This is a genomic window from Pantoea vagans, assembly GCF_001506165.1.
In the GTDB taxonomy this organism is placed as follows: domain Bacteria; phylum Pseudomonadota; class Gammaproteobacteria; order Enterobacterales; family Enterobacteriaceae; genus Pantoea; species Pantoea vagans_C.
In genome coordinates, this window is sequence record NZ_CP011427.1 from 1791449 (window position 1) to 1814318 (window position 22870).

Annotated in this window: 22 protein-coding genes; 11 read left to right on the forward strand and 11 right to left on the reverse strand. The window is 55.1% G+C overall.

The window, feature by feature from the left end:
* Positions 1-113: 113 nt before the first annotated feature.
* Positions 114-2423 (reverse strand): FdhF/YdeP family oxidoreductase, encoded by a 2310-nt coding sequence (locus LK04_RS08335; protein ID WP_039336694.1) that lies wholly within the window; start codon positions 2421-2423, stop codon positions 114-116.
* A 248-nt stretch (positions 2424-2671) separates the two neighbouring features.
* Here LK04_RS08335 and LK04_RS08340 point away from each other — a divergent pair, with 248 nt between their 5' ends.
* Together LK04_RS08340 and LK04_RS08345 are read left to right on the forward strand one after the other, a co-directional pair.
* On the forward strand, positions 2672-4261 hold the full coding sequence (locus LK04_RS08340; protein ID WP_039336692.1) for a PTS transporter subunit EIIC: 1590 nt from the start codon (positions 2672-2674) through the stop codon (positions 4259-4261).
* Positions 4262-4491: 230 nt separating this feature from the next.
* On the forward strand, positions 4492-5388 hold the full coding sequence (locus LK04_RS08345) for a LysR family transcriptional regulator (protein ID WP_039336697.1): 897 nt from the start codon (positions 4492-4494) through the stop codon (positions 5386-5388).
* On the opposite strand, the gene LK04_RS08350 is transcribed toward LK04_RS08345, so the two are convergent.
* The 7 genes from LK04_RS08350 to sapA form a co-directional block, all read right to left on the reverse strand.
* Positions 5385-6506, reverse strand: a complete 1122-nt coding sequence (locus LK04_RS08350; RefSeq protein ID WP_039336690.1) for a CMD domain-containing protein — start codon at positions 6504-6506, stop codon at positions 5385-5387. The genes LK04_RS08345 and LK04_RS08350 overlap by 4 nt on opposite strands.
* Before the next feature lie 206 nt (positions 6507-6712).
* Complete coding sequence (gene fabI, locus LK04_RS08355) at positions 6713-7501, reverse strand: enoyl-ACP reductase FabI (RefSeq protein WP_007892455.1); 789 nt, start codon at positions 7499-7501, stop codon at positions 6713-6715.
* 141 nt (positions 7502-7642) lie between these two features.
* Positions 7643-8446, reverse strand: coding sequence for a putrescine export ABC transporter ATP-binding protein SapF (gene sapF, locus LK04_RS08360; protein WP_039336688.1), 804 nt, complete (start codon positions 8444-8446; stop codon positions 7643-7645).
* Between the two features lie 2 nt (positions 8447-8448).
* Entirely contained in the window at positions 8449-9444 is a 996-nt protein-coding gene (gene sapD / locus LK04_RS08365) for a putrescine export ABC transporter ATP-binding protein SapD (protein WP_039336686.1), read from the reverse strand.
* Entirely contained in the window at positions 9444-10334 is an 891-nt protein-coding gene (gene sapC / locus LK04_RS08370) for a putrescine export ABC transporter permease SapC (RefSeq protein WP_039336684.1), read from the reverse strand. Before sapC ends, sapD begins: the two co-directional genes overlap by 1 nt.
* Positions 10321-11286 carry a putrescine export ABC transporter permease SapB gene (sapB, locus tag LK04_RS08375; protein WP_039336682.1) on the reverse strand — a complete coding sequence of 322 codons (966 nt, stop codon included), beginning with the start codon at positions 11284-11286 and terminating at the stop codon, positions 10321-10323. Before sapB ends, sapC begins: the two co-directional genes overlap by 14 nt.
* A gap of 2 nt (positions 11287-11288) precedes the next feature.
* Positions 11289-12911 carry an ABC transporter substrate-binding protein SapA gene (gene sapA, locus LK04_RS08380; RefSeq protein WP_059109786.1) on the reverse strand — a complete coding sequence of 541 codons (1623 nt, stop codon included), beginning with the start codon at positions 12909-12911 and terminating at the stop codon, positions 11289-11291.
* A 170-nt stretch (positions 12912-13081) separates the two neighbouring features.
* On the opposite strand from sapA, the gene LK04_RS08385 reads away from it, so the two are divergent.
* Complete coding sequence (locus LK04_RS08385) at positions 13082-13315, forward strand: hypothetical protein (RefSeq protein WP_167347658.1); 234 nt, start codon at positions 13082-13084, stop codon at positions 13313-13315.
* 147 nt (positions 13316-13462) lie between these two features.
* Here the strand turns inward: LK04_RS08385 and pspF are convergent, their stop codons facing one another.
* Positions 13463-14461, reverse strand: coding sequence for a phage shock protein operon transcriptional activator (gene pspF / locus LK04_RS08390; RefSeq protein ID WP_039333508.1), 999 nt, complete (start codon positions 14459-14461; stop codon positions 13463-13465).
* Between the two features lie 163 nt (positions 14462-14624).
* Here pspF and pspA point away from each other — a divergent pair, with 163 nt between their 5' ends.
* From pspA to tyrR, 7 genes are all read left to right on the forward strand, one after another.
* Complete coding sequence (gene pspA / locus LK04_RS08395) at positions 14625-15290, forward strand: phage shock protein PspA (protein WP_039333501.1); 666 nt, start codon at positions 14625-14627, stop codon at positions 15288-15290.
* A gap of 58 nt (positions 15291-15348) precedes the next feature.
* The gene (pspB, locus tag LK04_RS08400) at positions 15349-15576 is read left to right on the forward strand and encodes an envelope stress response membrane protein PspB (RefSeq protein WP_039333499.1); all 228 of its coding nucleotides are present in this window, start codon (positions 15349-15351) and stop codon (positions 15574-15576) included.
* Complete coding sequence (gene pspC / locus LK04_RS08405; RefSeq protein WP_039333497.1) at positions 15573-15920, forward strand: envelope stress response membrane protein PspC; 348 nt, start codon at positions 15573-15575, stop codon at positions 15918-15920. Before pspB ends, pspC begins: the two co-directional genes overlap by 4 nt.
* 58 nt (positions 15921-15978) lie before the next feature.
* Entirely contained in the window at positions 15979-16227 is a 249-nt protein-coding gene (pspD, locus tag LK04_RS08410) for a phage shock protein PspD (RefSeq protein ID WP_039333495.1), read from the forward strand.
* Positions 16208-17605, forward strand: coding sequence for a YcjX family protein (locus LK04_RS08415; protein ID WP_039333493.1), 1398 nt, complete (start codon positions 16208-16210; stop codon positions 17603-17605). The genes pspD and LK04_RS08415 overlap by 20 nt, the downstream gene beginning before the upstream one ends.
* Positions 17602-18675, forward strand: a complete 1074-nt coding sequence (locus LK04_RS08420) for a YcjF family protein (protein WP_039333491.1) — start codon at positions 17602-17604, stop codon at positions 18673-18675. Before LK04_RS08415 ends, LK04_RS08420 begins: the two co-directional genes overlap by 4 nt.
* Before the next feature lie 213 nt (positions 18676-18888).
* Positions 18889-20454 carry a transcriptional regulator TyrR gene (gene tyrR, locus LK04_RS08425; protein WP_039333488.1) on the forward strand — a complete coding sequence of 522 codons (1566 nt, stop codon included), beginning with the start codon at positions 18889-18891 and terminating at the stop codon, positions 20452-20454.
* Positions 20455-20513: 59 nt separating this feature from the next.
* Here the strand turns inward: tyrR and tpx are convergent, their stop codons facing one another.
* Entirely contained in the window at positions 20514-21017 is a 504-nt protein-coding gene (gene tpx / locus LK04_RS08430; RefSeq protein WP_039333485.1) for a thiol peroxidase, read from the reverse strand.
* Between the two features lie 153 nt (positions 21018-21170).
* On the opposite strand from tpx, the gene ycjG reads away from it, so the two are divergent.
* Positions 21171-22157, forward strand: a complete 987-nt coding sequence (ycjG, locus tag LK04_RS08435) for an L-Ala-D/L-Glu epimerase (RefSeq protein ID WP_039333483.1) — start codon at positions 21171-21173, stop codon at positions 22155-22157.
* Here the strand turns inward: ycjG and mpaA are convergent.
* Positions 22126-22839 carry a murein tripeptide amidase MpaA gene (gene mpaA / locus LK04_RS08440; protein ID WP_039333481.1) on the reverse strand — a complete coding sequence of 238 codons (714 nt, stop codon included), beginning with the start codon at positions 22837-22839 and terminating at the stop codon, positions 22126-22128. The genes ycjG and mpaA overlap by 32 nt on opposite strands.
* Between the last annotated feature and the right edge of the window lie 31 nt (positions 22840-22870).

Below are 22870 nucleotides of genomic sequence, written 5' to 3' on the forward strand. Positions count from 1 at the left end.
TCGTGGCCTAAGAGCGGTGGACAGTTTTACGCGAATCAGGGGCGCGCGGCAAGGCCAAAACAGGCTAAAAAGCCGCTTTGCGCGGCTTTTTACCTTCTGATAACGCTGATGACTCAGGCGATACGCTGCGTAGGTACAGCGGCCGTTAACGCCAGTTTCACCGGCACCGATTTGGAGGTCGGTGTACCGCTGCCGTCACCATAGCTGGAAAGGGGCACCAGCGGATTGGTTTCCGGATAATAGGCCGCCAGGTTGCCACGCGGAATGTTATACGGCACCAGCTTGAAGCCGCTCACCCGGCGTGTCAGGCCATCGTTCCACAGGGTTTCAATGTCCACCAACTGACCTTCGCTGAAGCCCAGGGACGCCATATCGTCCGGATGGATAAACACCACTTCACGTTGACCGTACACCCCACGATAACGGTCATCGAGGCCGTAAATGGTGGTGTTGTACTGGTCATGCGAGCGCAGTGTTTGCAGCGTGAACGGGACTTCCACATCGTTGCCCAATTGCGGGAACAACGAGGTCGGTAGGGCTGCCGCGCTAAACTCTGCCAGCTTAGTTGGCGTGTTGAATCGCATCTCAGCCGCGGCGCTTCCCAGATAGAAACCACCCGGAATATCACACTTGTTATTGAAATCCGCGAAGCCCGGAATGGTGGCACCGATATGGTCGCGGATCACATCATAGTTATCCGCCATGCCTAACCAGTCAATCTTGTCGCTGCCCAGCGTGGCATGTGCAATGCCGGCCACAATCGCGGTTTCAGAACGCTGTGTATCGGCCAGTGGAATCCCGACACCCTCAGATGCATGTACCATGCTGAAGGAGTCTTCAACGGTAATAAACTGGTTGCCGCTGGCCTGACGATCGCGTTCAGTACGGCCCAGCGTCGGCAGAATCAAACCTTCGTGGCCCGGTACTAAATGGCTTCGGTTCAGTTTGGTGCTGATGTGCACGGTCAGGCCGCAATGCTGTAGCGCTTCTTCTGTCACCGGAGAGTCCGGCGCCGCCGCAGCAAGATTACCGCCCAGTGCAATCAGCACTTTGACTTCATCACGCAGCATCGCGTTCAGGGCTTCAACGGTGTTGTGGCCGTGTTCACGTGGGGGTTCGAAATCGAAATGTGCGCCCAATGCATCAAGGAAAGGTTTGTTGGGCTTCTCATCGATGCCCATGGTGCGGTTACCCTGCACATTACTATGACCACGAACCGGGCACAGACCGGCGCCTTTTTTGCCCAACTGACCAAACAGCAGTTGCAGGTTGGTAATTTCGCGTACTGTATCCACCGAGTGTTTATGCTGGGTGATGCCCATCGCCCAGGTGATGATCACGCGTTCAGCACTCTGATAAATCGCCGCTGCTTCGCGGATCTGCGCTTCACTCAGGCCAGATTGACGCACAATGTCATCCCAGCGCGTGTTATCCACCGCCGCAAGATAATGCTCAATGCCGTGGGTATTGGCATCAATAAAGGCCTGATCAAAGATACCCGGCTCACCTGCCGCCAGGCGCTCACGTTGTACTTCCAGCAGCGTTTTCACCATGCCGCGAATCGCCGCCATGTCACCACCCAGATTGGGCTGGTAATAGGCAGAACTAATCGTGCCTGCCATTGAGGTGACCACTTCCAGTGGCTTTTGCGGATCGGCAAAACGCTCCAGTCCACGCTCACGCAGAGTGTTAAAGGTGACGATTTTGGCACCGTGATCGGCCGCATGACGCAGGCTGTGCAACATACGCGGATGGTTAGTGCCCGGGTTCTGCCCGAAGACAAAAATCGCATTAGCGTGATCAAAATCGTCCAGGCGGATGGTGCCTTTACCCACGCCAATACTGCGCTTCAGGCCGGTGCCGCTCGCTTCGTGGCACATGTTTGAGCAGTCCGGGAAGTTGTTGGTGCCCATCACGCGGCCGAACAGTTGATAGAGCCATGAGGCTTCATTGCTGGCGCGACCAGAGGTGTACAGCTCCATCTGATCGGGGTGATCCATCGCATTGAGGTGTTTGGCAATCAACGCGAACGCATCATCCCAACCGATCGGTTCATAGTGATCGGTTTCGCTGTTATAGCGCATTGGGTGAGTGAGGCGGCCCTGATACTCAAGGAAGTAGTCGCTTTGCTGGTACAGGGTGCTGACACTGTGCTGAGCAAAGAATTCGGGCTCCACCACGCGACGCGTGGCTTCCCATGTGACCGCTTTGGCCCCGTTTTCACAAAAGCTAAAGGTGCTTTTGTTGTCGTCGCCCCATGCACAACCTGGGCAGTCAAAGCCACGCGCTTTGTTCATGCGCATCAGGTTACGCATGTTTTTCAGGGCAGCTTTACTATCAAGGACAAAACGAGTGGTTGCTTCCAAAGAGCCCCAACCGCCAGCAGCGGCACGATAAGGCTGAATTTTACGTTTAAATTTCATGGTCGTCGCAGGCTTATTGTTTATGAATTGTTATCAGAATATGACTTCTGTTGGAAAGAAGTGTGCGACTGACAGCAAAAGTTGTCTAATTGATTGGTTTAATGGTGCGATAGAGGCGGTTTATCGCGTTACCAGGCATTAAAGCGTGATGCAGTTCAAATTCTTCAGGCTGACAGCCGGCCGCTGTGACGTGAAATATTGATAACTGACTAATAATTGCTCTTTCAATCGAAGAAAGGGCGCGCACCATGAAGAATCTGGCCAGCCAAATCCATGCCTTCGGTAAAGCCTTAATGATGCCGATTTCCGTTATTGCCGCCGCAGGGATCTTTCTCGGGCTGGCAGCCGCCATGCAAAACCCGGCTGTCACCGGCGATGCGTTTGCAAACTTGCATGTACCTCAGTTGATCATCGGCTTTATTCGTAAAGTGGCTGCTGCGTTGTTTGCCAATCTGCCGGTTTTCTTTGCCGTCGCCAGCGCGATTGGCTTAGCCAAAGCAGAAAAACCCACGGCGGCCTTTGCCAGCGTGATTGGCTATATCGGGATGAATGTGGGTATCAATGCCACACTGGCCGCTAAAGGGTTGACTGCCGCCACCACCACACCGGAAGCGCTGCAGCAAGCGGGTATGGACCAGACCACGGCCATGATGACTTCCGCCGAGTACATCGACATGCTGGGGATATTCACCTATAACATGAGCGTGCTGGGCGGCGTGATTGCCGGGCTGATCACCGTGCTGTTGCATAACCGTTTCTATACTCAGCAACTGCCTACCGCGATCAGCTTTTTTGGCGGGAGGCGGTTTGTGCCCATCGTCACCATTATCGTGTTACCGCTGATTGGCGTGTTACTGGCGCTGATCTGGCCCACCCTTGGCGCTGGGATTGCGTGGGTAGGGCAGATGATTGGCAAGAGTGGCCAGTACGGTGCATTTCTGTTGGGCACCGGTGAGCGACTGCTGATCCCCACGGGGTTGCACCATATCCTCAATGAAACCGTACGCTTCACGCCGATTGGCGGCATGGCAACGGTGGACGGGCAAACCATTGTGGGTGCGCTCAATATCTTCAATAGTTCCTTAACCCATCCTGGCGCCATCCCCGATGACACTGTCCGCAATGCCACTCAGTTTCTTGCACAGGGTAAAATTCCGGTGATGATGTTTGGCTTGCCCGCCGCAGCCCTGGCGATTTACCACACGGCGCGGCCAGAACATAAACAGCGCGTCAAAGCGCTGGTGTTGGCAGGCGCGCTGACATCATTTACCACCGGGATCACCGAGCCGCTGGAGTTCTGCTTTATCTTCGTTTCCCCTGTGCTTTACATCCTGCACGCACTGCTCACCGGCTTATCATTTATGTTGATGTCGATGCTGCATCTGATGATTGGCAACGTGCAGGGCGGTGCCATCGATTTGGTGGTATTTGGCATGCTGGGCGGTAGCAAAACGCACTGGTGGTGGACGGTGGTATTGGGTGTGATTTATGCGCCGATCTATTACTACGGTTTCCGTTTTGTCATTACAAAGATGCGAGTGGAAACGCCGGGGCGTGAGTCGGATGAAGAACCACAAACCGCTCAGGTCACGGCAGATGAGCGCACTAAAGTGATCATCAGTGGGTTAGGCGGGCAGGGCAATATAGAGGACGTCGATTGCTGCTTTACCCGATTGCGTGTGCGGGTAAAGCAGATGAATGAAGTGGTTGATCAGACGCTGCTTACCACCGGGGCTAACGGCGTTAATCGCGTGAGCGAACATGATGTGCAGGTGATCTATGGCCCGCAGGTGGAAAAGATTGCCAGCGAGGTAAAAAGTGCCTTAGGCGTGGCATAAATATTTAGTTACCACGCTAATAATAAAATTCGCAATCATTGTTAAATCTCTATGGCGGAAATTTGCGAAGATGGCTTCGCCCCTTCAAGAGCTAAGCCATTGCGAGTGCCGGAGATAAGCGCCGGGTGGGGCAATAATTTATTCCAAGGCTGCCTCCCGGCGGCCTTTGTGCTTTTTAGCGCCTGAGTTTGCTACCATAGCGCGATCGTGTCTTCAGGGTGGATGAAAAAATCGACATCAAGCAATTGATTTACCTCTGTAATTTAGAGCGTGAACGCCATTTTGGCCGCGCGGCAGAAGCCAGTTTTGTCAGCCAACCGACGTTATCGATGCGGCTAAAAAATCTTGAGCGCGAGCTGGGCCTGTCGCTGATCAATCGCAGCAATAATTTCGACGGTTTCACTCCGGAAGGCGAACGGGTGCTGACTTGGGCGCGCGAGATTGTGTCGGTGTATCAGGGCCTGAAACTGGAAGTGGAATCACTGAAGCACGGTGTTAACGGTACGCTGCGTCTGGGTGTGATGCCGCAGTGCAGTGTGGCACTGCCCGCACTGTTAAAAGCCGTCGAGGCGCGTTATCCGCAGCTGGATTATCGCGTGGCGGCGATGAGTGCCGACCAACTACTGGAGGCATTAAACAGTCACACCGTCGATGGCGGTATCGGATTCTTTGAACTGACGTCACTGCGTGAACTGCATTTCCAGACCGCACTGTTGAAGGATCGCGGCGTCGAAGCGATTTTTAACCCTGAGCATTTCCCGACACTGCAGGAACAGCAGACCCTTTCACTGAAGACACTGGCGGCGCAACCTCTGTGCCTTGCCGAACCCACGCGCTATTTTCGCCGCTACCTGGATGGACAGCTGCGAGAAACCGGGATCTTACCGCGTGTGATTGTCGAGAGTGCCTCGATTATGCAGTTGCTGCAGAGTGCGCAGGTGGGGCTGGGCGTGATGGTGTCGCCGTGCGATCACTTATTGCCGGAGATGTTGCAGAATCTGGCGCGCCGCCCGATTGAAATGGCTCCCATGGGACGCCAGGCCGCATTGGTGATTGCCGAGCCGGGCAGGGCATCGCCGCTGGCCCAGCATTTCTTTGATGAAGCGCGTCGACATCTGCCAGATTAACGTACTTCACCCAGCGCCATAAATACACGATCTTGCCAACTGGCGAAGGCCACCGCCAGCAGCAGGGTAAAAATGCGTTCGCTGCCCCATCCAGCATTCAACAAGGGCTGCAGATGCGCGGCACTGAAGCGCTCTGGCAAACGGACCAACTGCGCACTGACGTGAATCAGTGGGGTCGTTTCTCCCGCTTTATCGACGTCCTGTAACAGCAGATCGCGGTGATGGTGGACTCGTTGTGCAAACAAACGACGGCACCCGAGGACACGTGCACTCACCGCCTGCGCCAGAGACGCCTCTTCGCCAAAATGGTCGCCCAGGCGCTGTTGCAGGGTGGCCCAGCCGTACAGAACCTGCGCATCCTGTACCAACAACCAGACGGCATCCTCTAAATCCGCTATGCCCTGACAGAAGGTGACAGCAGCTAACTGTTCCGCACTGGCGTAACGCAGTTCGACCGGTTTCAACGCGTGTTGCCACGTCGAAGAAGAAGAAAACAGCACAGGGTCGGCATCAGGCGGCGGTGAAACGCCAGGGATCCAGCGCACTGGCAATCCCATCATTGCCTGCAAGGCGGCCACCACGCGCGCCTGATAGCTGACAAATCCGACCAACTGATTGAGCGTGACAATGTCCGGCTCGGTCAACCCGACCGCATCCAGAGCGCTGATGCTATTGGCATTAATCAAGGCCGGTTGCATCGCCAGTTGGCGCGCGTACTGAGTTATCTGCGTCAGGCGATTATTGCTCTCCCGTGAGGAGTCGGGGCCGGGTAAGGGATTCAAGCGTGCCGAGTAGTGATTGCATAGCCGCTGCACGCCTGCCACCTGCGCTACGGTTAGCGCGGTGCTGAGACGATCGTAAAGCGTTAGGGTGTGCGTCAGCGAGGTGTTCAGGGTGTCAGGAAACAGAATTTGGCTGAGATCGCGCGCGGCCAGTAAGGCAGGCTGGAAGCGGCTCAGCAGCGGCTGTAACGCGCTGGCTTCTTGCTGCAGCCCCAATAAAAAACGATCTTCGATGTAAGCGGCCTCGGGCACCAGGGGCGCAGTGGCGTGGGATGGTGGGCGAGTCTGGCTTTCATAAAACCAGTGGTCATGGCCGGGAGAACGGCGTTGTTCCATGGTCATTCCTTGCGCAAAAAACGGACTTGGTTAACGACGAGCAATTCTGAAAAGCGCATCGCCACCAAAGGGCTAGCTTATCGTCGCTGAAGCACTGTCTGTGGCAAAAGAATGAAGGGGAATAACAAATAGCGGCTTGATATAAGGAGAGGGTTGCAGGGGCGACCATCAGGCCGCCCAAAAGCCCACAGTCGTGGGCTTCTACATTATTTCAGTTCCAGCTCGTTCATTGCGGCAATGCTGAAGCCGCCATCAACGTGTACCACTTCACCGGTGATACCACCCGCCAGGTCTGAACACAGGAAGGCCGCAGAGTTACCCACGTCTTCGATGGTGACAGTACGGCGAATTGGCGTAACCGCTTCACAGTGAGCCAGCATCTTACGGAAATCTTTGATGCCAGAGGCTGCCAGGGTACGGATTGGACCCGCAGACACGGCGTTGACACGCGTACCTTCAGGACCCATTGCGTTCGCCATGTAGCGCACGTTTGCTTCCAGAGACGCTTTCGCCAGACCCATTACGTTGTAGTTCGGGATAGCGCGCTCTGCACCCAGGTAAGACAGGGTCAGCAGGGCTGAATTCGGGTTCAGCATCGCACGGCACTCTTTCGCCATCGCAACAAAGCTGTAGGCAGAGATGTCGTGAGCGATTTTGAAGCCTTCACGGGTCACGGCGTTCACGTAGTCACCATCTAACTGGTCGCCAGGGGCGAAACCAATTGAGTGAACGAAACCGTCAAATTTTGGCCAGGTTTTTGCCAGTTCGGTGAACAGCGCAGTGATGCTCTCGTCTTCTGCCACATCGCATGGCAAAACAATGTCAGAACCCAAATCTTTAGCGAACTCTTCCACACGACTTTTCAATTTGTCGTTCTGGTAGGTGAAAGCCAGTTCTGCGCCCTGTTTGTGCATCGCCTGTGCAATACCGTAGGCGATGGAGAGTTTACTGGCAACGCCAGTAATCAGAATGCGCTTACCGGAAAGAAAACCCATAGCTGTAATCCTTATGGTCATTGTTGTTGGCGGTCGCAATGGTTAAAAAGTGGGCGACCGACGTTAATCGACGTGCGGATTCTAGCACGTCTCTGTCAATTGCGGTAAACCGCACCGCGTTTTCCGCGATGCGCTGAACAATCAGCGTACTTTGCGCCAGGCTTCAGCGGTCAGTGCTTCACCAAAATGGCTGGTAATAAGACGTTTGGTGAGGTCGTGCAACGGGGAAGCCAACACATCGGCCGTGCCGCCGCGTTCCACCACTTCTCCCTGATGCATCACCAGCACCTGGTCGCTAATGTGCTTCATCATGCCGAGATGCTGCGTCACATAAATATAGGCGATACCATGCTTCTCCTGCAGTTCCAGCATCAGATTCACCAGTTGTGATCGCATGGTCATATCCAGCGAGGCGAGGGCCTCATCCGCCACGATGACTTTCGGCTGTAAAATCAACGCACGCGCCAGTGCCAGACGCTGTTTCTGACCGGGGGCCAGCATGTGCGGATAGTAACCGGCATGATCGCGCAACAAACCCACCTGACGTAACGTGGCGATAATGCGTTTTTCGCGCTCCTCATCATCTAACTCGGTGTTGAGGCGCAGCGGGAAATCGAGAATCTGGCTGACGCGCTGACGGGGATTCAGTGACGTAGACGGGTCCTGAAAAATCATGCGGATGCGTTGGCTGCGATAGCCGTAGTCACCGTATTCCAGCGGATGGTCGTCGATCAGCATCTCGCCATCCGTGGGTTCGATCATGCCGCTCAGCATCTTAGCCAGGGTAGATTTGCCCGAACCGTTCTCGCCGATCACCGCCAGCGTCTGCTTCTCACGCAGGGTAAAACTCACCCCTTTTACCGCTTCAACATGTTGACGACGAAACAGTCCGGTACGATAGCGATAGGTTTTGCTCAGGTTACGCACTTCCAGCAGGGTTTCCATACTTACTGACCCTCGATATTTAACGGGAAGTGGCAAGCGAACAGATGCGCTTTATTGCCGCTCAGGCGCGGTGTCTCGATACATTTGCGCTGCGCATAGGGGCAGCGCGGACCAAGACGGCAGCCAATCGGCAAGTGTTCCAGTGACGGAATGGCGCCGGACAGCGTATTAAGTCGACTTTTATGCGGTAAGGCGCTGCCAAAATCGGGCATCGCGCGGATCAGCGCCTGGGTGTAAGGATGGTGTGGTGTATCCATTAAGTCTTCGCTTTGCGCGGTTTCCACGGTCTGACCGCAATACATCACATTAATGCGATCTGCCCATTGGCTCATGGTGCGCAGATCGTGGCTGATCAGCAAAATGGTGGTGTTGTTGTTCTGATTCAGGCGGCTCAGCAAGCGGAAAATTTGTGCTTGCGTGGTCGGCTCCATGGCATTGGTCGGTTCATCGGCGATCAACAAGCGAGGCTTATTGGCCAGCGCGATAGCGATCATTACCTTCTGGCATTCGCCTTCGGTCAGTTCGTACGGGAAACTGCGCATGATGTCTTTGTGATCTTTGATCCCCACGCGGTGCAGCAGTTCGATAGCACGCGCTTTGCGCCAGAACCACAAACGCTGATACCAATGGCCTTTGAAGGTCCAGCGCGGTATTGCCTGCATTAACTGACGACCAATGCTCTCTGAAGGATCCAGACAAGACTGCGGCTCCTGAAAAATCATCGACACGTTGTGCCCGACAATGCGGCGACGTTCGCGTGGCGATAATCGCAGCAAGTCGATATCGTCAAACACCATGCGGTCTGCAGTGACGCGCCAGTTATCTTTGGTCACGCCGCAAATGGCTTTCGCAATCAGACTCTTGCCCGAACCCGACTCACCCACCAGCCCGCGGACTTCCCCCTCGCTGAGCGTGAGATTGATGCGATCCACCGCTTTCACCGGGCCTTCGGAGGTCATGAATTCGATGGTGAGGTTACGAATATCAAGTAACGGCATTATTCAGCTCCCGCTTCTACGGCACGACGGACGCCATCGCCCAGCAGGTTAACGATTAATACACTGACCATCAGCGCTACACCGGGCAGCATCACTGTCCAGGGGGCGACATAAATCAGCTCCAGGGCGTCACCCAACATCGCGCCCCATTCGGGCGAGGGCAGTTGTGCACCCAGATCGAGAAAACCGAGCGCTGCGATATCCAAAATCGCCATCGACAGCGAACGGGTAAATTCGCTGACCAGCAGCGGTAACACATTCGGCAGCACTGCGTTCCACAGAATATTCAGATTACGCGCGCCATCAAGACGCAGTGCCACCACATACTCTTTCTCCATTTCATTATGGACGGCAGTGTAAATCTCGCGCACCAGACGCGGGATAATCGCCAGAAACACCGCCAGCATCGCGTGTTCCAGGCGGGGCCCAAGAAAGGCCACCACGATAATCGCCAGCAGCAGAGAAGGAATCGAGAGCAGGGTATCCAGCACGTGGTTCATTACCGCCGAGCGCAGGCCGTGCGTAATACCGGCCAGCACACCCAATACCAGCGCACATACCGCAGCCAGCACCGTCACTAAAATGGCGGAGCCGACGGTTGGCGCGACGCCGCTTAACAAGCGGCTCAGCACATCACGACCCAGGTCATCGGTGCCAAGGAAGAAAGACACATCGCCGTAGCGTGACCAAGAGGGCGGCAGCAGCTGATAACCAAGGAACTGCTGGTCGATGCCATAAGGTGCCAGTAAGCCACCAAACAGGCACAGGAACAGCAGGATACCGAAACCGTATAGCCCGATCATGCCGCTGGTGTCGCGGTATAAGCGCTGCCAGAACAGACGGAATGGGCTGGGCAGGCGCTCTTCAGCGTAGATGTTATCTAAGGGCATACCATTCCTTGTGTTTCAACGGATTGAGTGCCGCACCGAGAATATCGGACAGGACGCTAACCAGAATCACTAAACCGCCGACCACCATCACCCCGGCCGAAATAGCGGCATAATCTTGCTGGCGAATCGCGTTAATCAACCAGCGGCCAATACCCGGCCAGTTGAATACCACTTCGGTAATCATCGCCAGCGTCAACATGGTGGAGAACTGCAAACCAAGACGCGGGATCACCGGCGGCAGCGCATTGTGCAGCACATGTCGGCGGATCACCGTGAAGCGCGAAAGTCCTCGCGTCGCTGCTGCTTTCACATAGTTTTTATCCATCACTTCACTGGTACTGCTGCGCAGCAGTCGAATAACTTCGGTGGTGGGTGCAACTGCCAGCACGATGACGGGCAAAATCATGTGCGTTAAGGCACTCATCAACATTTCATGGCGCCATGGCGACGGGCTTAACCAGGCATCGATCAGCGCAAAGCCGGTGATGTTCTGCACCGGATAGAGCAGGTCAAAGCGCCCGGAAACCGGCAGCCAACCCAGCGTCAGGGAGAAGAACAGGGTAAACAGCAGCGCCAGCCAGAAAATCGGCATGGAAAAACCGAGCAGGGCTAATGCGCTGATGGCTTTGTCCTGCCATTTTTTACGCATCACCCCGGCGCAAATGCCAAGGGGAATGCCCACCAGCAACGCCAGCATAAAGGCCAGCACGCACAGCTCCAGCGTCGCAGGGAAGACTTCGCGCAATTGCACATCAATCGGCTGACCGTTGGTGCTGGAGACGCCGAAATCGAATTGCAGCAATCCTTTAAACCAGAACCACCAGGCATCAAATAGCGATGCGCCCTCCAGCGGGGCATTGGGGGTGAAATAGCTCAGGCTAAAGCTCACCAGCGACAGCAGAAATAGCGTTATCAGCAGCAACAGTAAACGACGCAATACGTAGATAATCATGCTTACTCCTCGCTGCTCTCATCACGGTAAACCCCAGCAAAGGAGGCGTTACCAAATGGACTCAGCACTAACCCCTTAATGTCGTGGCGATAGGCTTGTAAGCGCAGCGATGACGCCAGCGGCAAGACCGGTAACTCCTGCGCGAGAATCTGTTGCGCCTGGTCGTAACTGTCAATACGCGCGGAGAGCTGTTGCGATAACAACGCATGTTGCAGCGCCTCATCAAAGGCGGGTGAGCACCAGTGTGCATAGTTTGTTTGTGAACGGATGGCTGCACAGCTCAACAGCGGGCGGAAGAAGCTGTCCGGATCGTTACTGTCGGTGGCCCAGCCGGTCAGGGTTAAGTCATGGTTCATCGCCATCAACTGCGCCTCCTGGAAGCGACCCTCGACGGGCGCAATGGTGACACGCACGCCAACCTGCGCCAAATCCGCCTGAAGCAGTTCAGCCGTTTTCAACGGGCTGGGGTTCCAGGATTGCGAGGTGGTGGGCACCACCAAACGTAAATGCAGATCTTCCAGCCCGAGGGCTTTTAGCTCTTCACGGGCTTTGGCGGGGTTGTACTCGGTGACGCGAGCATCGTTGTCATAAGCCCAGGAAGCACGCGGTAAAATCGACGCGGCGGTTTCTGCCGTACCGTAATAGATCGACTCCATCAAACGTTCATTGTTGATGGCCAACGCCAGCGCGTGACGCACTTCGGGGCGATCCAGTGGCGGTTTACGGGTGTTAAACGCCAGATACGCAATGTTCATACCGGGGCGTAAGGTCATGCGCAAACGCGGATCGTCGCGCAAAATCGACAGCTGGCTGGCGGCGGGATAAGCCAGCACGTCGCATTCACCGGTTAACAGTTTCGACAGACGTCCGGTGCCACCAACGCCCAGATCGATTACCACTTGCTGCAAGCGCGGGACGCCTTTCCAGTACTGTGGATTACGCGCCAGCCGCAAGTATTGCCCGGTACGATATTCGCTTAACTGGAACGGGCCGGTGCCGACCGGTTCACGATCCAACTGCTCCTGCTGGCCTTTGGCCGTGAGTTTGTCAGCATACTCTTGTGACAATATCGGGGCGTAATGCGTCGCGATGTGCCACAGGAAAGAGGCATCAGGGCTGTTTAATCGGATTTCAACGGTATCGTTATCCAGCTTTTTCACACTCTGCACCGAGTCGGAAAACTGCAAACTGTCGAAATAGGGATAGCTGCCGCCGTTAACGTTGTGCCACGGGTGCTGGCGATCGAACATGCGTGCAAAACTGAACACCACATCGTCGGCATTCATTTTACGCGTGGGTTTAAACCAGTTGGTGTGCTGGAATGACACGTCTTTACGCAGGTGGAAACGGTAGGTCGCGCCGTTATCGCGCACTTCCCAGCTCTGCGCCAGGTCGGGAATTAAGCGATAGGTGTAGGGATCAACATCCAGCAGCCGATCATAGAGTTGGGCAGCCAGCGTATCGACCACCAGGCCACTGCTGACCATCTGCGGATTAAAGGTATTCACGGTGCCGTTAACGCAATAAACAAAGCCGCTGTTGCGGATGTTATCGGTTGGCGCAGCCAGCGCAGACGCACTCATTACGCTGAGACTGAGCAGCAGCGAAGACAATAATTTTGGCATAGAACTCAACGATTCTGAGGCAATAGCGTGAGTGTATCGCAAACGTCACGCACTCCCCAAATTCACGATGCAACTGCGCTCTTTTTCGCCAAGATGAGCACGAGATAATCACACCGTTAGTGTGGAAATGAGAAAAATTCTCAATTAGGGCTTTACAGATGATAATAAGAATGATTATTATTCTTCTGCGCTTCGACGGTGGCTCTACCGAAGAAGAGCACGACATTGCTCACATTGCTTCCAGTATTAAGTTGCCCGTACTTTATAGTGCGGGCTTTTTTTTGTGTGACGTTTTTCCCGTCATCTTTTATTCGGCTGCTGCGTTGGCTGCGCACGCCAACCCCAGTCACATACTGGTGTATGCTCCTGGGGATTGGCGCACTTGCCGCCTTGCATCCGCATAAAAGCTATAGGGAAAAACGCCACACACCTGTGCGGTTGGTTAAACCTTAATTTGTGGCTTGTGGCTTGTGGCTTGTGGCTTGTGGGTTTGGTGTTCAGGCCGCCCGTCGCCGGGCGTGCTCCTACCACATAATCGCGCGCTTTTGCTTTTAAACCTCATCTCTGGCCTGAATCCCATGCTTCTTCATCATGGCGCGCAACTGATGATAGGTCACCCGTAATAGCTCGGCGGCGCGGCGCTGGTTGAATTTCGCCTGCTGCAAACTGGCTTCCACTAACTCACGCTCCTGCTGGTTTTGCCATTGACGTAAATCGAGTGGCAGGGCGGGTAATGTGCTGGCAACCGGGACTGCAATGCTTTCCGGCGGCGCGCTGCGTGGGGCAAAGGGGTTAATGATGATGTTATCCAACTGCTCATCAACGCTGTGATGGCGATACACCGAACGCTCGACCACATTCTTTAACTCACGCACATTCCCTGGCCAACGGTGACTAAGCAGCGTCTGCTGCGCGGCTTCGCTGAATCCGGGGAACAGCGGCAGGCCAAGTTCCCGGCACATCTGAATGGCAAAATGCTCGGCCATCACCAATATATCGCTACGGCGTTCGCGTAAGGGCGGTAGCTGCACCACGTCAAAAGCCAAACGGTCCAGCAGGTCAGCACGGAATTTTCCGGCAGCGGCCAGCGCGGGCAAATCTTCGTTGGTGGCGCACACCAGACGCACATTCACCTGCAAGGATTGATTCCCGCCGACGCGTTCCAGCTGCCCGTATTCGATCACGCGCAATAGCTTCTCTTGCACCAGCATCGGGGCGGTGGCGAGCTCATCGAGAAACAGGGTACCCGCATCGGCACGTTCAAAGCGGCCCAAATGCCGTTTTTGTGCCCCGGTAAACGCGCCCGCCTCATGCCCAAACAGTTCGGAATCCAACAGATTTTCATTCAAGGCGGCGCAGTTAAGAGAGATGAACGGGCCTTGCCAGCGATCGGAAAGGTAGTGCAGACGGCTGGCAATCAGCTCTTTACCGGTGCCGCGTTCGCCAATCACCAGCACCGGTTTTTCCAGCGGTGCCAAACGAGAGACCTGCTCAAGCACTTCCAGAAAATTGTTTGATTCGCCCAACAGATTATCGTTGCCATTTGCCATGATGAATTTCGCCACACGTTAATCAATTTCACTACCTTAATCGATGACCAGACAGATGTAAAATATGCAAACTACGTTAAATCAATAAGTTAAAAGTTGGCACGCACTTTGTATTAGGAAACCCTGTACGAAACAATCACACGACACATTGAGGAACATCATTATGGGTATTTTTTCTCGTTTCGCCGACATCGTGAACGCCAACATCAATTCCCTGCTGGAGCGCGCCGAAGATCCGCAGAAACTGGTACGCCTGATGATTCAGGAAATGGAAGACACGCTGGTGGAAGTTCGCTCCACCTCTGCACGCGCGCTGGCAGAAAAGAAACAGCTTTCACGTCGCATTGAGCAGGCTGAAATTCAGCAGGCTGAATGGCAGGAAAAAGCCGAACTGGCCATCAATAAAGGCAAAGAAGATCTCGCGCGTGCTGCCTTGATCGAAAAACAGAAACTGACCGACCTGATTGCCTCATTGCAGCAGGAAGCCGTTCAGGTTGAAGAAACTCTCGAACGCATGAAGGGTGAAATCGGTGAGCTGGAGAAAAAACTCACTGAAACCCGTGCCCGTCAGCAGGCATTGACGCTGCGTCATCAGGCGGCTTCTTCATCGCGTGACGTACGTCGTCAGCTCGACAGCGGCAAGCTGGATGATGCCATGGCTCGCTTCGAATCGTTTGAACGCCGTATCGATCACATGGAAGCAGAGGCGGAAAGCCAGCGTTTCGGCAAGCCTAAAGGCTTAGATCAGGAATTCGCCGAGCTGAAAGCGGATGATGAGATCAGCCAGCAGTTGGCTGCGCTGAAAGCCAAAATGAACCGCAGCGAGTGATCAAGACGGGCCTGTTAGCGGGCCCGTGGATAAAGGTGTACCTGAAAAAGGAAAATCAATGAGCGCACTATTCCTGGCCATCCCTTTAACGATCTTCGTGCTGTTTGTGGCACCGATCTGGTTATGGCTGCATTACAGCAACAAACGCAACGGTGGCGCGGAACTGTCATCTGGCGATATGCAGCGTCTGCAACAGCTGACGCAAGATGCGCGTCGTATGTGCGAACGTGTCGAAGCCCTGGAAGCGATTCTCGATGCTGAGCATCCGAACTGGAGGCAACCATGATGAATGGCCGCAAGCTGTGGCGCATCCCGCAGCAGGGAAAAATACGCGGTGTGTGCGCGGGACTGGCGGAGTATCTTGATATTCCCGTACGCCTGCTGCGCGTGATTGTGGTGTTGTCGCTGTTTTTCGGGCTGTTCATGTTCACGGTGGTGGCCTATTTCATTCTTGGCTTCGTCCTGGATGAGAAACCGGAGGATGCGCCCGACCAACGTACGCCCACGGCGCGTGACATGCTGGATGAATTAGAGACCAGCTTACACCGTGACGAGCGCAACGTGCGGGATATTGAACGCTACGTCACCTCTGAAACCTTCAGTGTGCGCAGTCGTTTCCGTCAAATCTGATTTTCTTCCCCGGGCCCGGCAGCGGGTCCGCTTTCCGGTTTATCCTTAAGAGGTGGACATGCACAATCAGCGTTTTACTGCTCTGCGCCGTCGCGCAACGCCTGCGTTGAAGTCGGCGGGGAAATTCATCATCATCAGTGCAGTAACCTATGCGCCCGGCGGCCTGGCTGGCTGGGCAGTAAAATCGGTGGCGCGTCGCCCGTTGCGCCTGTTACTGGCGGCCGCCCTGGAACCGTTGCTGAGTAAGGTGTTCAATCGCCTGTCAGCGCGTTTCGTCAGGGAGAACGATGAAAAGACTGCAAAATGAATTCGCGGCGTTGATGAACCGCGGTGTTGACCGCCATCTGCGTCTTGCGGTAACCGGTTTAAGCCGTAGCGGCAAAACGGCATTTATCACTTCGCTGGTTAACCAACTGCTTAATGTACACAGTGGTGCACGCTTACCGCTGTTCTCGGTGGTGCGCGAAGAGCGCTTGTTAGGCGTTAAGCGCGTACCCCAGCGCGAACTCGGCACGCCGCGTTTTACCTATGACGAAGGGTTAGCGCAGCTGTATGGCACACCGCCCGTCTGGCCCACGCCAACCCGCGGCGTGAGCGAGATGCGGCTCGCGCTGCGTTATCGTCCCGAGCAGTCGCTGCTGCGCCACTTCAAAGATACCGCAACTCTCTATCTCGAAATCGTTGATTACCCCGGTGAATGGCTGTTGGATTTACCCATGCTGGCACAGGATTACCTGAGCTGGTCGCGGCAGATGATGGGGCTGTTACAGGGGGATAGGCAGCAGTGGGCCGCGCGCTGGAAAAGCCTGTGCGAAGATCTTGATCCTTTTGCTCCCGCCGATGAAAACCGTCTGGCTGCAATTGCAGCAGCCTGGACCGACTATCTGCACCAGTGCAAAAGCGAAGGGCTGCACTTTATCCAACCCGGACGGTTCGTGTTGCCGGGGGATATGGCCGGTGCCCCTGCGTTGCAGTTCTTCCCGTGGCCGCAGGTGGATGAGATGCACGCCAGCAAGCTGTTACAGGCACCTGCAGGCAGTCATTTTGCCATGCTGCAGCAACGCTTTAACTACTACTGCCAGCATGTGGTGAAAGGCTTCTACAAAAACCATTTCCTGCGCTTTGATCGTCAGATCGTGCTGGTGGATTGCCTGCAACCCCTCAATAGCGGTCCGCAGGCGTTCAATGACATGCGTCTGGCGCTGACCCAACTGATGCAGAGTTTTCATTACGGTCAACGCACCTTGTTCCGTCGGCTGTTTTCACCGGTGATCGATAAACTGTTGTTTGCCGCCACCAAGGCTGACCATGTCACCGCCGATCAGCATGCCAATATGGTGTCGCTGTTACAGCAGTTGGTGCAGGATGCCTGGCAAAACGCGGCGTTTGAAGGCATCAGTATGGATTGCCTTGGGCTGGCATCGGTTCAGGCCACCGAGAGTGGACTGGTGGAACATCGTGGCGAAAAGTTACCCGCCTTGCGAGGTCATCGTCTTAATGATGGGGAAGCCTTGACCTTCTACCCTGGCGAAGTGCCGCCGCGCTTGCCGGGGCATCAGTTTTGGCAACAACAGGGCTTTCAGTTTGAACAGTTCCGGCCGCAGCAGCTCGATGTCGATCGGCCGCTGCCGCACATTCGCATGGATGCCGCGCTGGAATTTCTTTTAGGAGATAAATTGCGATGAGCGACGAAACCCCTTTAAAACCGCGCATTGATTTTGCCCGACCGCTGGAAGCGGAAGCGGAGAACCCCCTGCGCGCGGCACAAACGTTTAGCGCAGACGCTGAAAGTGCCTTTCTTGCCACCACCGAAACAGAGGTGCTGGAAGAAGGCGCAGGCGAAAAGGTGGTCGAAGCAGCGCTGCGGCCAAAACGCAGTTTGTGGCGCAAAATGGTTGGCGCCGGGCTGACGATATTTGGCGTGAGCGTGGTCGCTCAGGGCGTACAGTGGTTGCATGATGCCTGGATCACGCGTGACTGGTTCTCTCTTGGCACCGGTGTTGCGGGTGGTCTGATTGTGGTGGCGGGCGCAGGCGCAGTGATCGGCGAATGGCGACGACTCTATCGCTTACGCCAGCGTGCAGAGGAGCGCGATGTTGGGCGTGAACTATTGAATAGCCACGGTATCGGCAAGGGACGCGCATTTTGCGAGAAGCTGGCGCAGCAGGCGCAACTCGATCAGGCCCATCCCGCTCTACAGCGCTGGCATGCGGCACTGCATGAAACCCACAATGACCGCGAAATCGTGATGCTGTACGCGCAGCTGGTGCAACCGGTGCTAGACCGTCAGGCACATCGTGAAATCAGCCGCCATGCGGCGGAATCCACCTTGATGATCGCAGTAAGCCCGCTGGCATTAGTGGATATGGCGTTTATCGCCTGGCGCAACCTGCGTCTGGTGAACCGCATTGCCGCGATATATGGCATTGAACTGGGTTATTTCAGCCGTATCCGGCTGTTTCGTTTGGTGCTGCTGAATATGGCGTTCGCTGGGGCATCTGAGTTGGTGCGTGAAGTGGGCATGGACTGGATGTCGCAGGATATTGCGGCTCGGCTCTCAGCGCGCGCAGCACAGGGCATTGGAGCTGGCTTGCTGACTGCGCGCCTCGGCATTAAAGCGATGGAATTATGCCGTCCGTTACCCTGGTTAGAGGACGATAAACCGCGACTGGGTGACTTCCGCCGCGAACTGCTGGGGCAGTTAAAAGAATCCCTGGTAAAAGGTGGGGATAAAGCAGATAAGCCTGCTAAATAATCACTCTTCGCTCACCTTTCACGCTGCGAAAGGTGTGAAAGGTGAAATTATCTGTGTTAAATGTGATATTCGGCGGGATTAATGCTGGGCGTTCCGCTACACTTCTTCGCGTCACCTGCCTCGAACTGTCAACTTTTCATGACAGCCCCCTTCTGAGGCGCTGCAAGTTAGCGTATTATCTCTAAAATCAAAACCTGACTAAGGCTCATCGCAATGCGTTTGGAAGTTTTCTGCCAGGACCGCATCGGTCTGGCGCGCGAGCTACTCGACCTGCTGGTTGCGCGCAACATCGACTTGCGCGGTATCGAAATTGCGCCATTTGGTCGCATCTACCTCAATTTTTCCGCACTGGAATTTGAGCCGTTCAGCAATCTGATGGCGGAAATCCGCCGTACACCTGGCGTGACAGATGTGCGCACCGTCAGCTACATGCCTTCGGAACGCGAGCATCGTGCCTTGAGCGCATTGTTGATTGCGATGCCGGAACCGGTGTTCTCTATCGACCTCAAATGCAAGGTAGAGCTGGCCAACCCGGCGGCGCAGAGCCTGTTTAACCTCGACGAGCAAAAGTTGCGCAATCAAAATGCGGCCACGCTGATTTCTGGCTTTAACTTCCAGCGTTGGATTGAAAACGAGCGCGTTGAAGCCCAGGCACAGCATGTGGTGATTCAGGGGCGTGATTTCCTGATGGAAGCCCGACCGATTTACATGGCTGAGGAAGAGGGGCAGAGCGACCAGCCGGTGGGCGCGATGATTACCCTGAAATCCACCGCGCGCATGGGCCGCCAGTTGCAGAATCTCACCGTAACCGATGAGTCCGAGTTTGACCATATTGTTGCCGTGACGCCGAAGATGCGCCAGGTCATCGATCAGGCGCGTAAACTGGCGATGCACGATGCCCCGTTACTGATTGTGGGGGATACCGGCACCGGTAAAGATATGCTGGCGCGCGCGTGTCATCTTCGCAGTGCGCGCGGTAAAAAACCGTTCCTGGCGCTGAACTGCGCATCGCTGCCGGATGATGTGGCAGAGAGCGAACTGTTTGGCCATGCCGCGGGCGCATACCCGAACGCGCTGGAAGGCAAAAAAGGGTTCTTTGAGCAGGCCAACGGTGGCTCGGTGTTGCTGGATGAAATCGGCGAGATGTCACCACGTATGCAGACCAAACTGCTGCGATTCCTCAACGATGGTACCTTCCGCCGTGTCGGTGAAGAGCATGAAGTGCATGTTGATGTGCGCGTGATTTGTGCGACACAGAAGAACTTGATTGAGCTGGTACAACGGGGTGAGTTCCGTGAAGATCTGTTCTATCGGCTTAATGTCCTGACGCTCAACCTGCCGCCGCTGCGCGAACGTCCACTGGATATCCTGCCGCTGACGGAGATGTTTGTCGCCCGTTTCGCCGATGAGCAGGGTTTACCTCGCCCACGTTTGTCACCGCAGCTGGCACCGTTCCTGACCCGCTACAACTGGCCGGGTAACGTACGTCAGTTAAAAAACGCGCTGTATCGTGCGTTGACGCAGTTGGAAGGCTATGAGCTTCGCCCGCAAGATATTGTGTTGCCCGAACAGGCACTGGATGTGTCACTGGGTGAAGAGGCTATGGAAGGGTCGCTGGATGAGATCACCAGCCGCTTTGAGCGTTCAGTGCTGACGCGTCTTTATCTGTCCTATCCCAGCACACGTAAACTGGCGAAACGCCTTGGGGTTTCCCATACCGCGATTGCCAATAAACTGCGTGAATATGGATTAGGGCAAAAGCGCGGCGAAAACGAATAATCCTGTGTCTCCGGAAATAAAAACGCCGTCTTTCGACGGCGTTTTTGTCTGTTTCAGACTTATTTCAGTGATGCCAGCGCAGCATCGTAGTTCGGCTCTTCGGTGATTTCGTTCACCAGTTCGCTGTAAACCACTTTATCGTTCTCATCCAGCACCACTACGGCACGTGCAGTCAAACCTTTCAGTGGACCATCGGCAATCGCCACACCGTAATCTTCTTTAAACTCGGCACCACGCAGTGCTGACAGCGTCACGACATTGCTAATGTTTTCCGCACCGCAGAAGCGAGACTGAGCAAACGGCAGGTCTGCTGAAATGCACAGCACCACGGTATTGTCCGCTTCAGCAGAACGTTCATTAAATTTGCGCACTGAAGTGGCGCACACGCCGGTATCAATACTTGGGAAAATGTTCAGAACTTTGCGTTTACCTGCATACTTAGAAAGGGATACGTCACTAAGATCTTTAGCCACCAGGCTGAAAGGTTTAGCTTGTTCGCCTGCCTGCGGGAAGTGACCTGCAACGGGGACTGGGTTACCCTGGAAGTGAACATTCTGAGACATACGATTTCCTTTTAAACGAAGAATTAATCTGGCATTAACCTACCAGAGCAGATATAGCGTTTGTTTATGACATAATTTTGAAGGGTTTACGAGTGCATTTCGTGGTGAAGACCGAGCCGGTTCGCAATTAAGTGGCAGATTTAAGGAGAATGAATGAGAACAGTGAAGAGTTATCCGGAAGCCTGGCCGTTGCATTCGCCGTTTGTGATTTCACGCGGAAGCCGGACAGAAGCGCATGTGGTGGTGGTGGAAATCGAACAGGACGGCATAAAAGGTGTCGGTGAAGCTACGCCTTATGCGCGTTATGGCGAGAGTGAAGAGTCGGTGCTGCAACAAATTGCCTCGCAGCTGCCTGCGATACAAAACGGCATGACGCGTGCAGCGCTGCAACAGGCATTGCCTGCTGGGGCTGCCCGTAACGCCCTTGACTGTGCCTTATGGGATCTTGAGCGTCAGCAGCAGGGTAAAACGCTCCAAGCACTGTGTGAAGTCCAACTTGCCGATAGCATAGATACCGCGCATACCGTCAGCATAGACACGCCCGAGGCGATGGCCAGCAGCGCGCTGGCGCTGTGGCAGCATGGTGCGCGACTGTTAAAGATTAAACTCGATAATCACCTGATCAGTGAGCGGCTGGTGGCGATTCGCACGGCAGTGCCGGAAGCCACGTTAATCGTTGATGCTAACGAATCCTGGCATGCTGAAGGACTGGCGGCGCGTTGCCAGTTGCTGGCAGATTTGAACGTCGCCATGCTGGAACAACCGCTGCCTGCCGCTGAAGACGCCGCGCTGGCCAACTTTATTCACCCCTTACCGATTTGTGCCGACGAAAGCTGCCATACGCGTGAACAGCTGGAACAACTGCAGGGGCGCTACCAAATGGTCAACATCAAGCTGGATAAAACTGGGGGGTTAACAGAGGCACTGGCGCTGGCGAAAGAAGCCCGGCAACAGGGCTTTGCGGTGATGCTGGGCTGTATGCTCTGCACCTCACGCGCTATTCGAGCGGCACTGCCCTTGACGCCAATTGCAAAATTCGCCGATCTTGACGGCCCAACTTGGCTGGCTGCCGATGTTGAGCCGTCACTGCACTTCTCTCAGGGTGTGCTTAATCTCGCGGTTGCCAACGCAGCAGATTAATCATCGCCTCCAGGTAGACTTCGGTGGCTTCATCGACCGATATCGGCGGCATCTCGGCGGTAATGCACAATAAGCCGAGATCGTCGCACCAACTGCCAAATGAGCCTGGCGTGGCGTAACCCACGCTACTCACCACCGGCAACTGCGTTTGTTGCGCCAGCCACTGCGCTAAAGTGCTGTGATGTGGATCATCGATACAAGCCAGCGGTTCGTGCCAGGTGACCACCCAGCTCGGCTTAATCTGGTGAATCAACTGGCACAGCGCCTGGGTTTCGGGTTCCGAAGCAGGGCGGCTTCCGGTGGAGAGCAGCACATCGCGCTCATCGGCTGCGCTGTTCCAGCGATAGACGGTGTCGCCAGTTTGCCAGTTTGCCGCCGGAAAGTTGCGATTCAGATCTACGCCATTGGCATTAGCACGCAGCCCAAGCTGGCATCCATCCGGATTGACCGCCAGCACCACATGATGGCGACGCAGCGCTTCCGGCAAGGTGCGCATCGCGCCTGAAAGGGTTGCTACGGCGGCATTCTCATCGCCGTGCGTGCCAGCAATAATTAATCCACTCTCAGCATCCGCCGCGGGAGCAGGAAACCACAATAGCGGTGCACCCAGCACCGACTGACCATATTGTTGCCAGACGGCATCGAGCTTGCCGCGCAGCGGACGGGGATGGTGTGACGACATGACATTCCTCTCTGAAAACGTGCAATGCAGC

Coding starts and splice junctions, on each gene's coding strand:
- LK04_RS08340 (WP_039336692.1), top strand. CDS start 2,672: ATGAAGAATCTGGCCAGCCAAATCCATGCCTTCGGTAAAGCCTTAATG.
- LK04_RS08420 (WP_039333491.1), top strand. CDS start 17,602: ATGAGCGACGAAACCCCTTTAAAACCGCGCATTGATTTTGCCCGACCG.
- pspB (WP_039333499.1), top strand. CDS start 15,349: ATGAGCGCACTATTCCTGGCCATCCCTTTAACGATCTTCGTGCTGTTT.
- LK04_RS08385 (WP_167347658.1), top strand. CDS start 13,082: ATGATTATTATTCTTCTGCGCTTCGACGGTGGCTCTACCGAAGAAGAG.
- pspA (WP_039333501.1), top strand. CDS start 14,625: ATGGGTATTTTTTCTCGTTTCGCCGACATCGTGAACGCCAACATCAAT.
- ycjG (WP_039333483.1), top strand. CDS start 21,171: ATGAGAACAGTGAAGAGTTATCCGGAAGCCTGGCCGTTGCATTCGCCG.
- fabI (WP_007892455.1), bottom strand. CDS start 7,501: ATGGGTTTTCTTTCCGGTAAGCGCATTCTGATTACTGGCGTTGCCAGT.
- LK04_RS08350 (WP_039336690.1), bottom strand. CDS start 6,506: ATGGAACAACGCCGTTCTCCCGGCCATGACCACTGGTTTTATGAAAGC.
- tpx (WP_039333485.1), bottom strand. CDS start 21,017: ATGTCTCAGAATGTTCACTTCCAGGGTAACCCAGTCCCCGTTGCAGGT.
- pspC (WP_039333497.1), top strand. CDS start 15,573: ATGATGAATGGCCGCAAGCTGTGGCGCATCCCGCAGCAGGGAAAAATA.
- sapD (WP_039336686.1), bottom strand. CDS start 9,444: ATGCCGTTACTTGATATTCGTAACCTCACCATCGAATTCATGACCTCC.
- sapB (WP_039336682.1), bottom strand. CDS start 11,286: ATGATTATCTACGTATTGCGTCGTTTACTGTTGCTGCTGATAACGCTA.
- sapC (WP_039336684.1), bottom strand. CDS start 10,334: ATGCCCTTAGATAACATCTACGCTGAAGAGCGCCTGCCCAGCCCATTC.
- sapA (WP_059109786.1), bottom strand. CDS start 12,911: ATGCCAAAATTATTGTCTTCGCTGCTGCTCAGTCTCAGCGTAATGAGT.
- LK04_RS08335 (WP_039336694.1), bottom strand. CDS start 2,423: ATGAAATTTAAACGTAAAATTCAGCCTTATCGTGCCGCTGCTGGCGGT.
- sapF (WP_039336688.1), bottom strand. CDS start 8,446: ATGGAAACCCTGCTGGAAGTGCGTAACCTGAGCAAAACCTATCGCTAT.
- pspF (WP_039333508.1), bottom strand. CDS start 14,461: ATGGCAAATGGCAACGATAATCTGTTGGGCGAATCAAACAATTTTCTG.
- tyrR (WP_039333488.1), top strand. CDS start 18,889: ATGCGTTTGGAAGTTTTCTGCCAGGACCGCATCGGTCTGGCGCGCGAG.
- LK04_RS08415 (WP_039333493.1), top strand. CDS start 16,208: ATGAAAAGACTGCAAAATGAATTCGCGGCGTTGATGAACCGCGGTGTT.
- mpaA (WP_039333481.1), bottom strand. CDS start 22,839: ATGTCGTCACACCATCCCCGTCCGCTGCGCGGCAAGCTCGATGCCGTC.
- pspD (WP_039333495.1), top strand. CDS start 15,979: ATGCACAATCAGCGTTTTACTGCTCTGCGCCGTCGCGCAACGCCTGCG.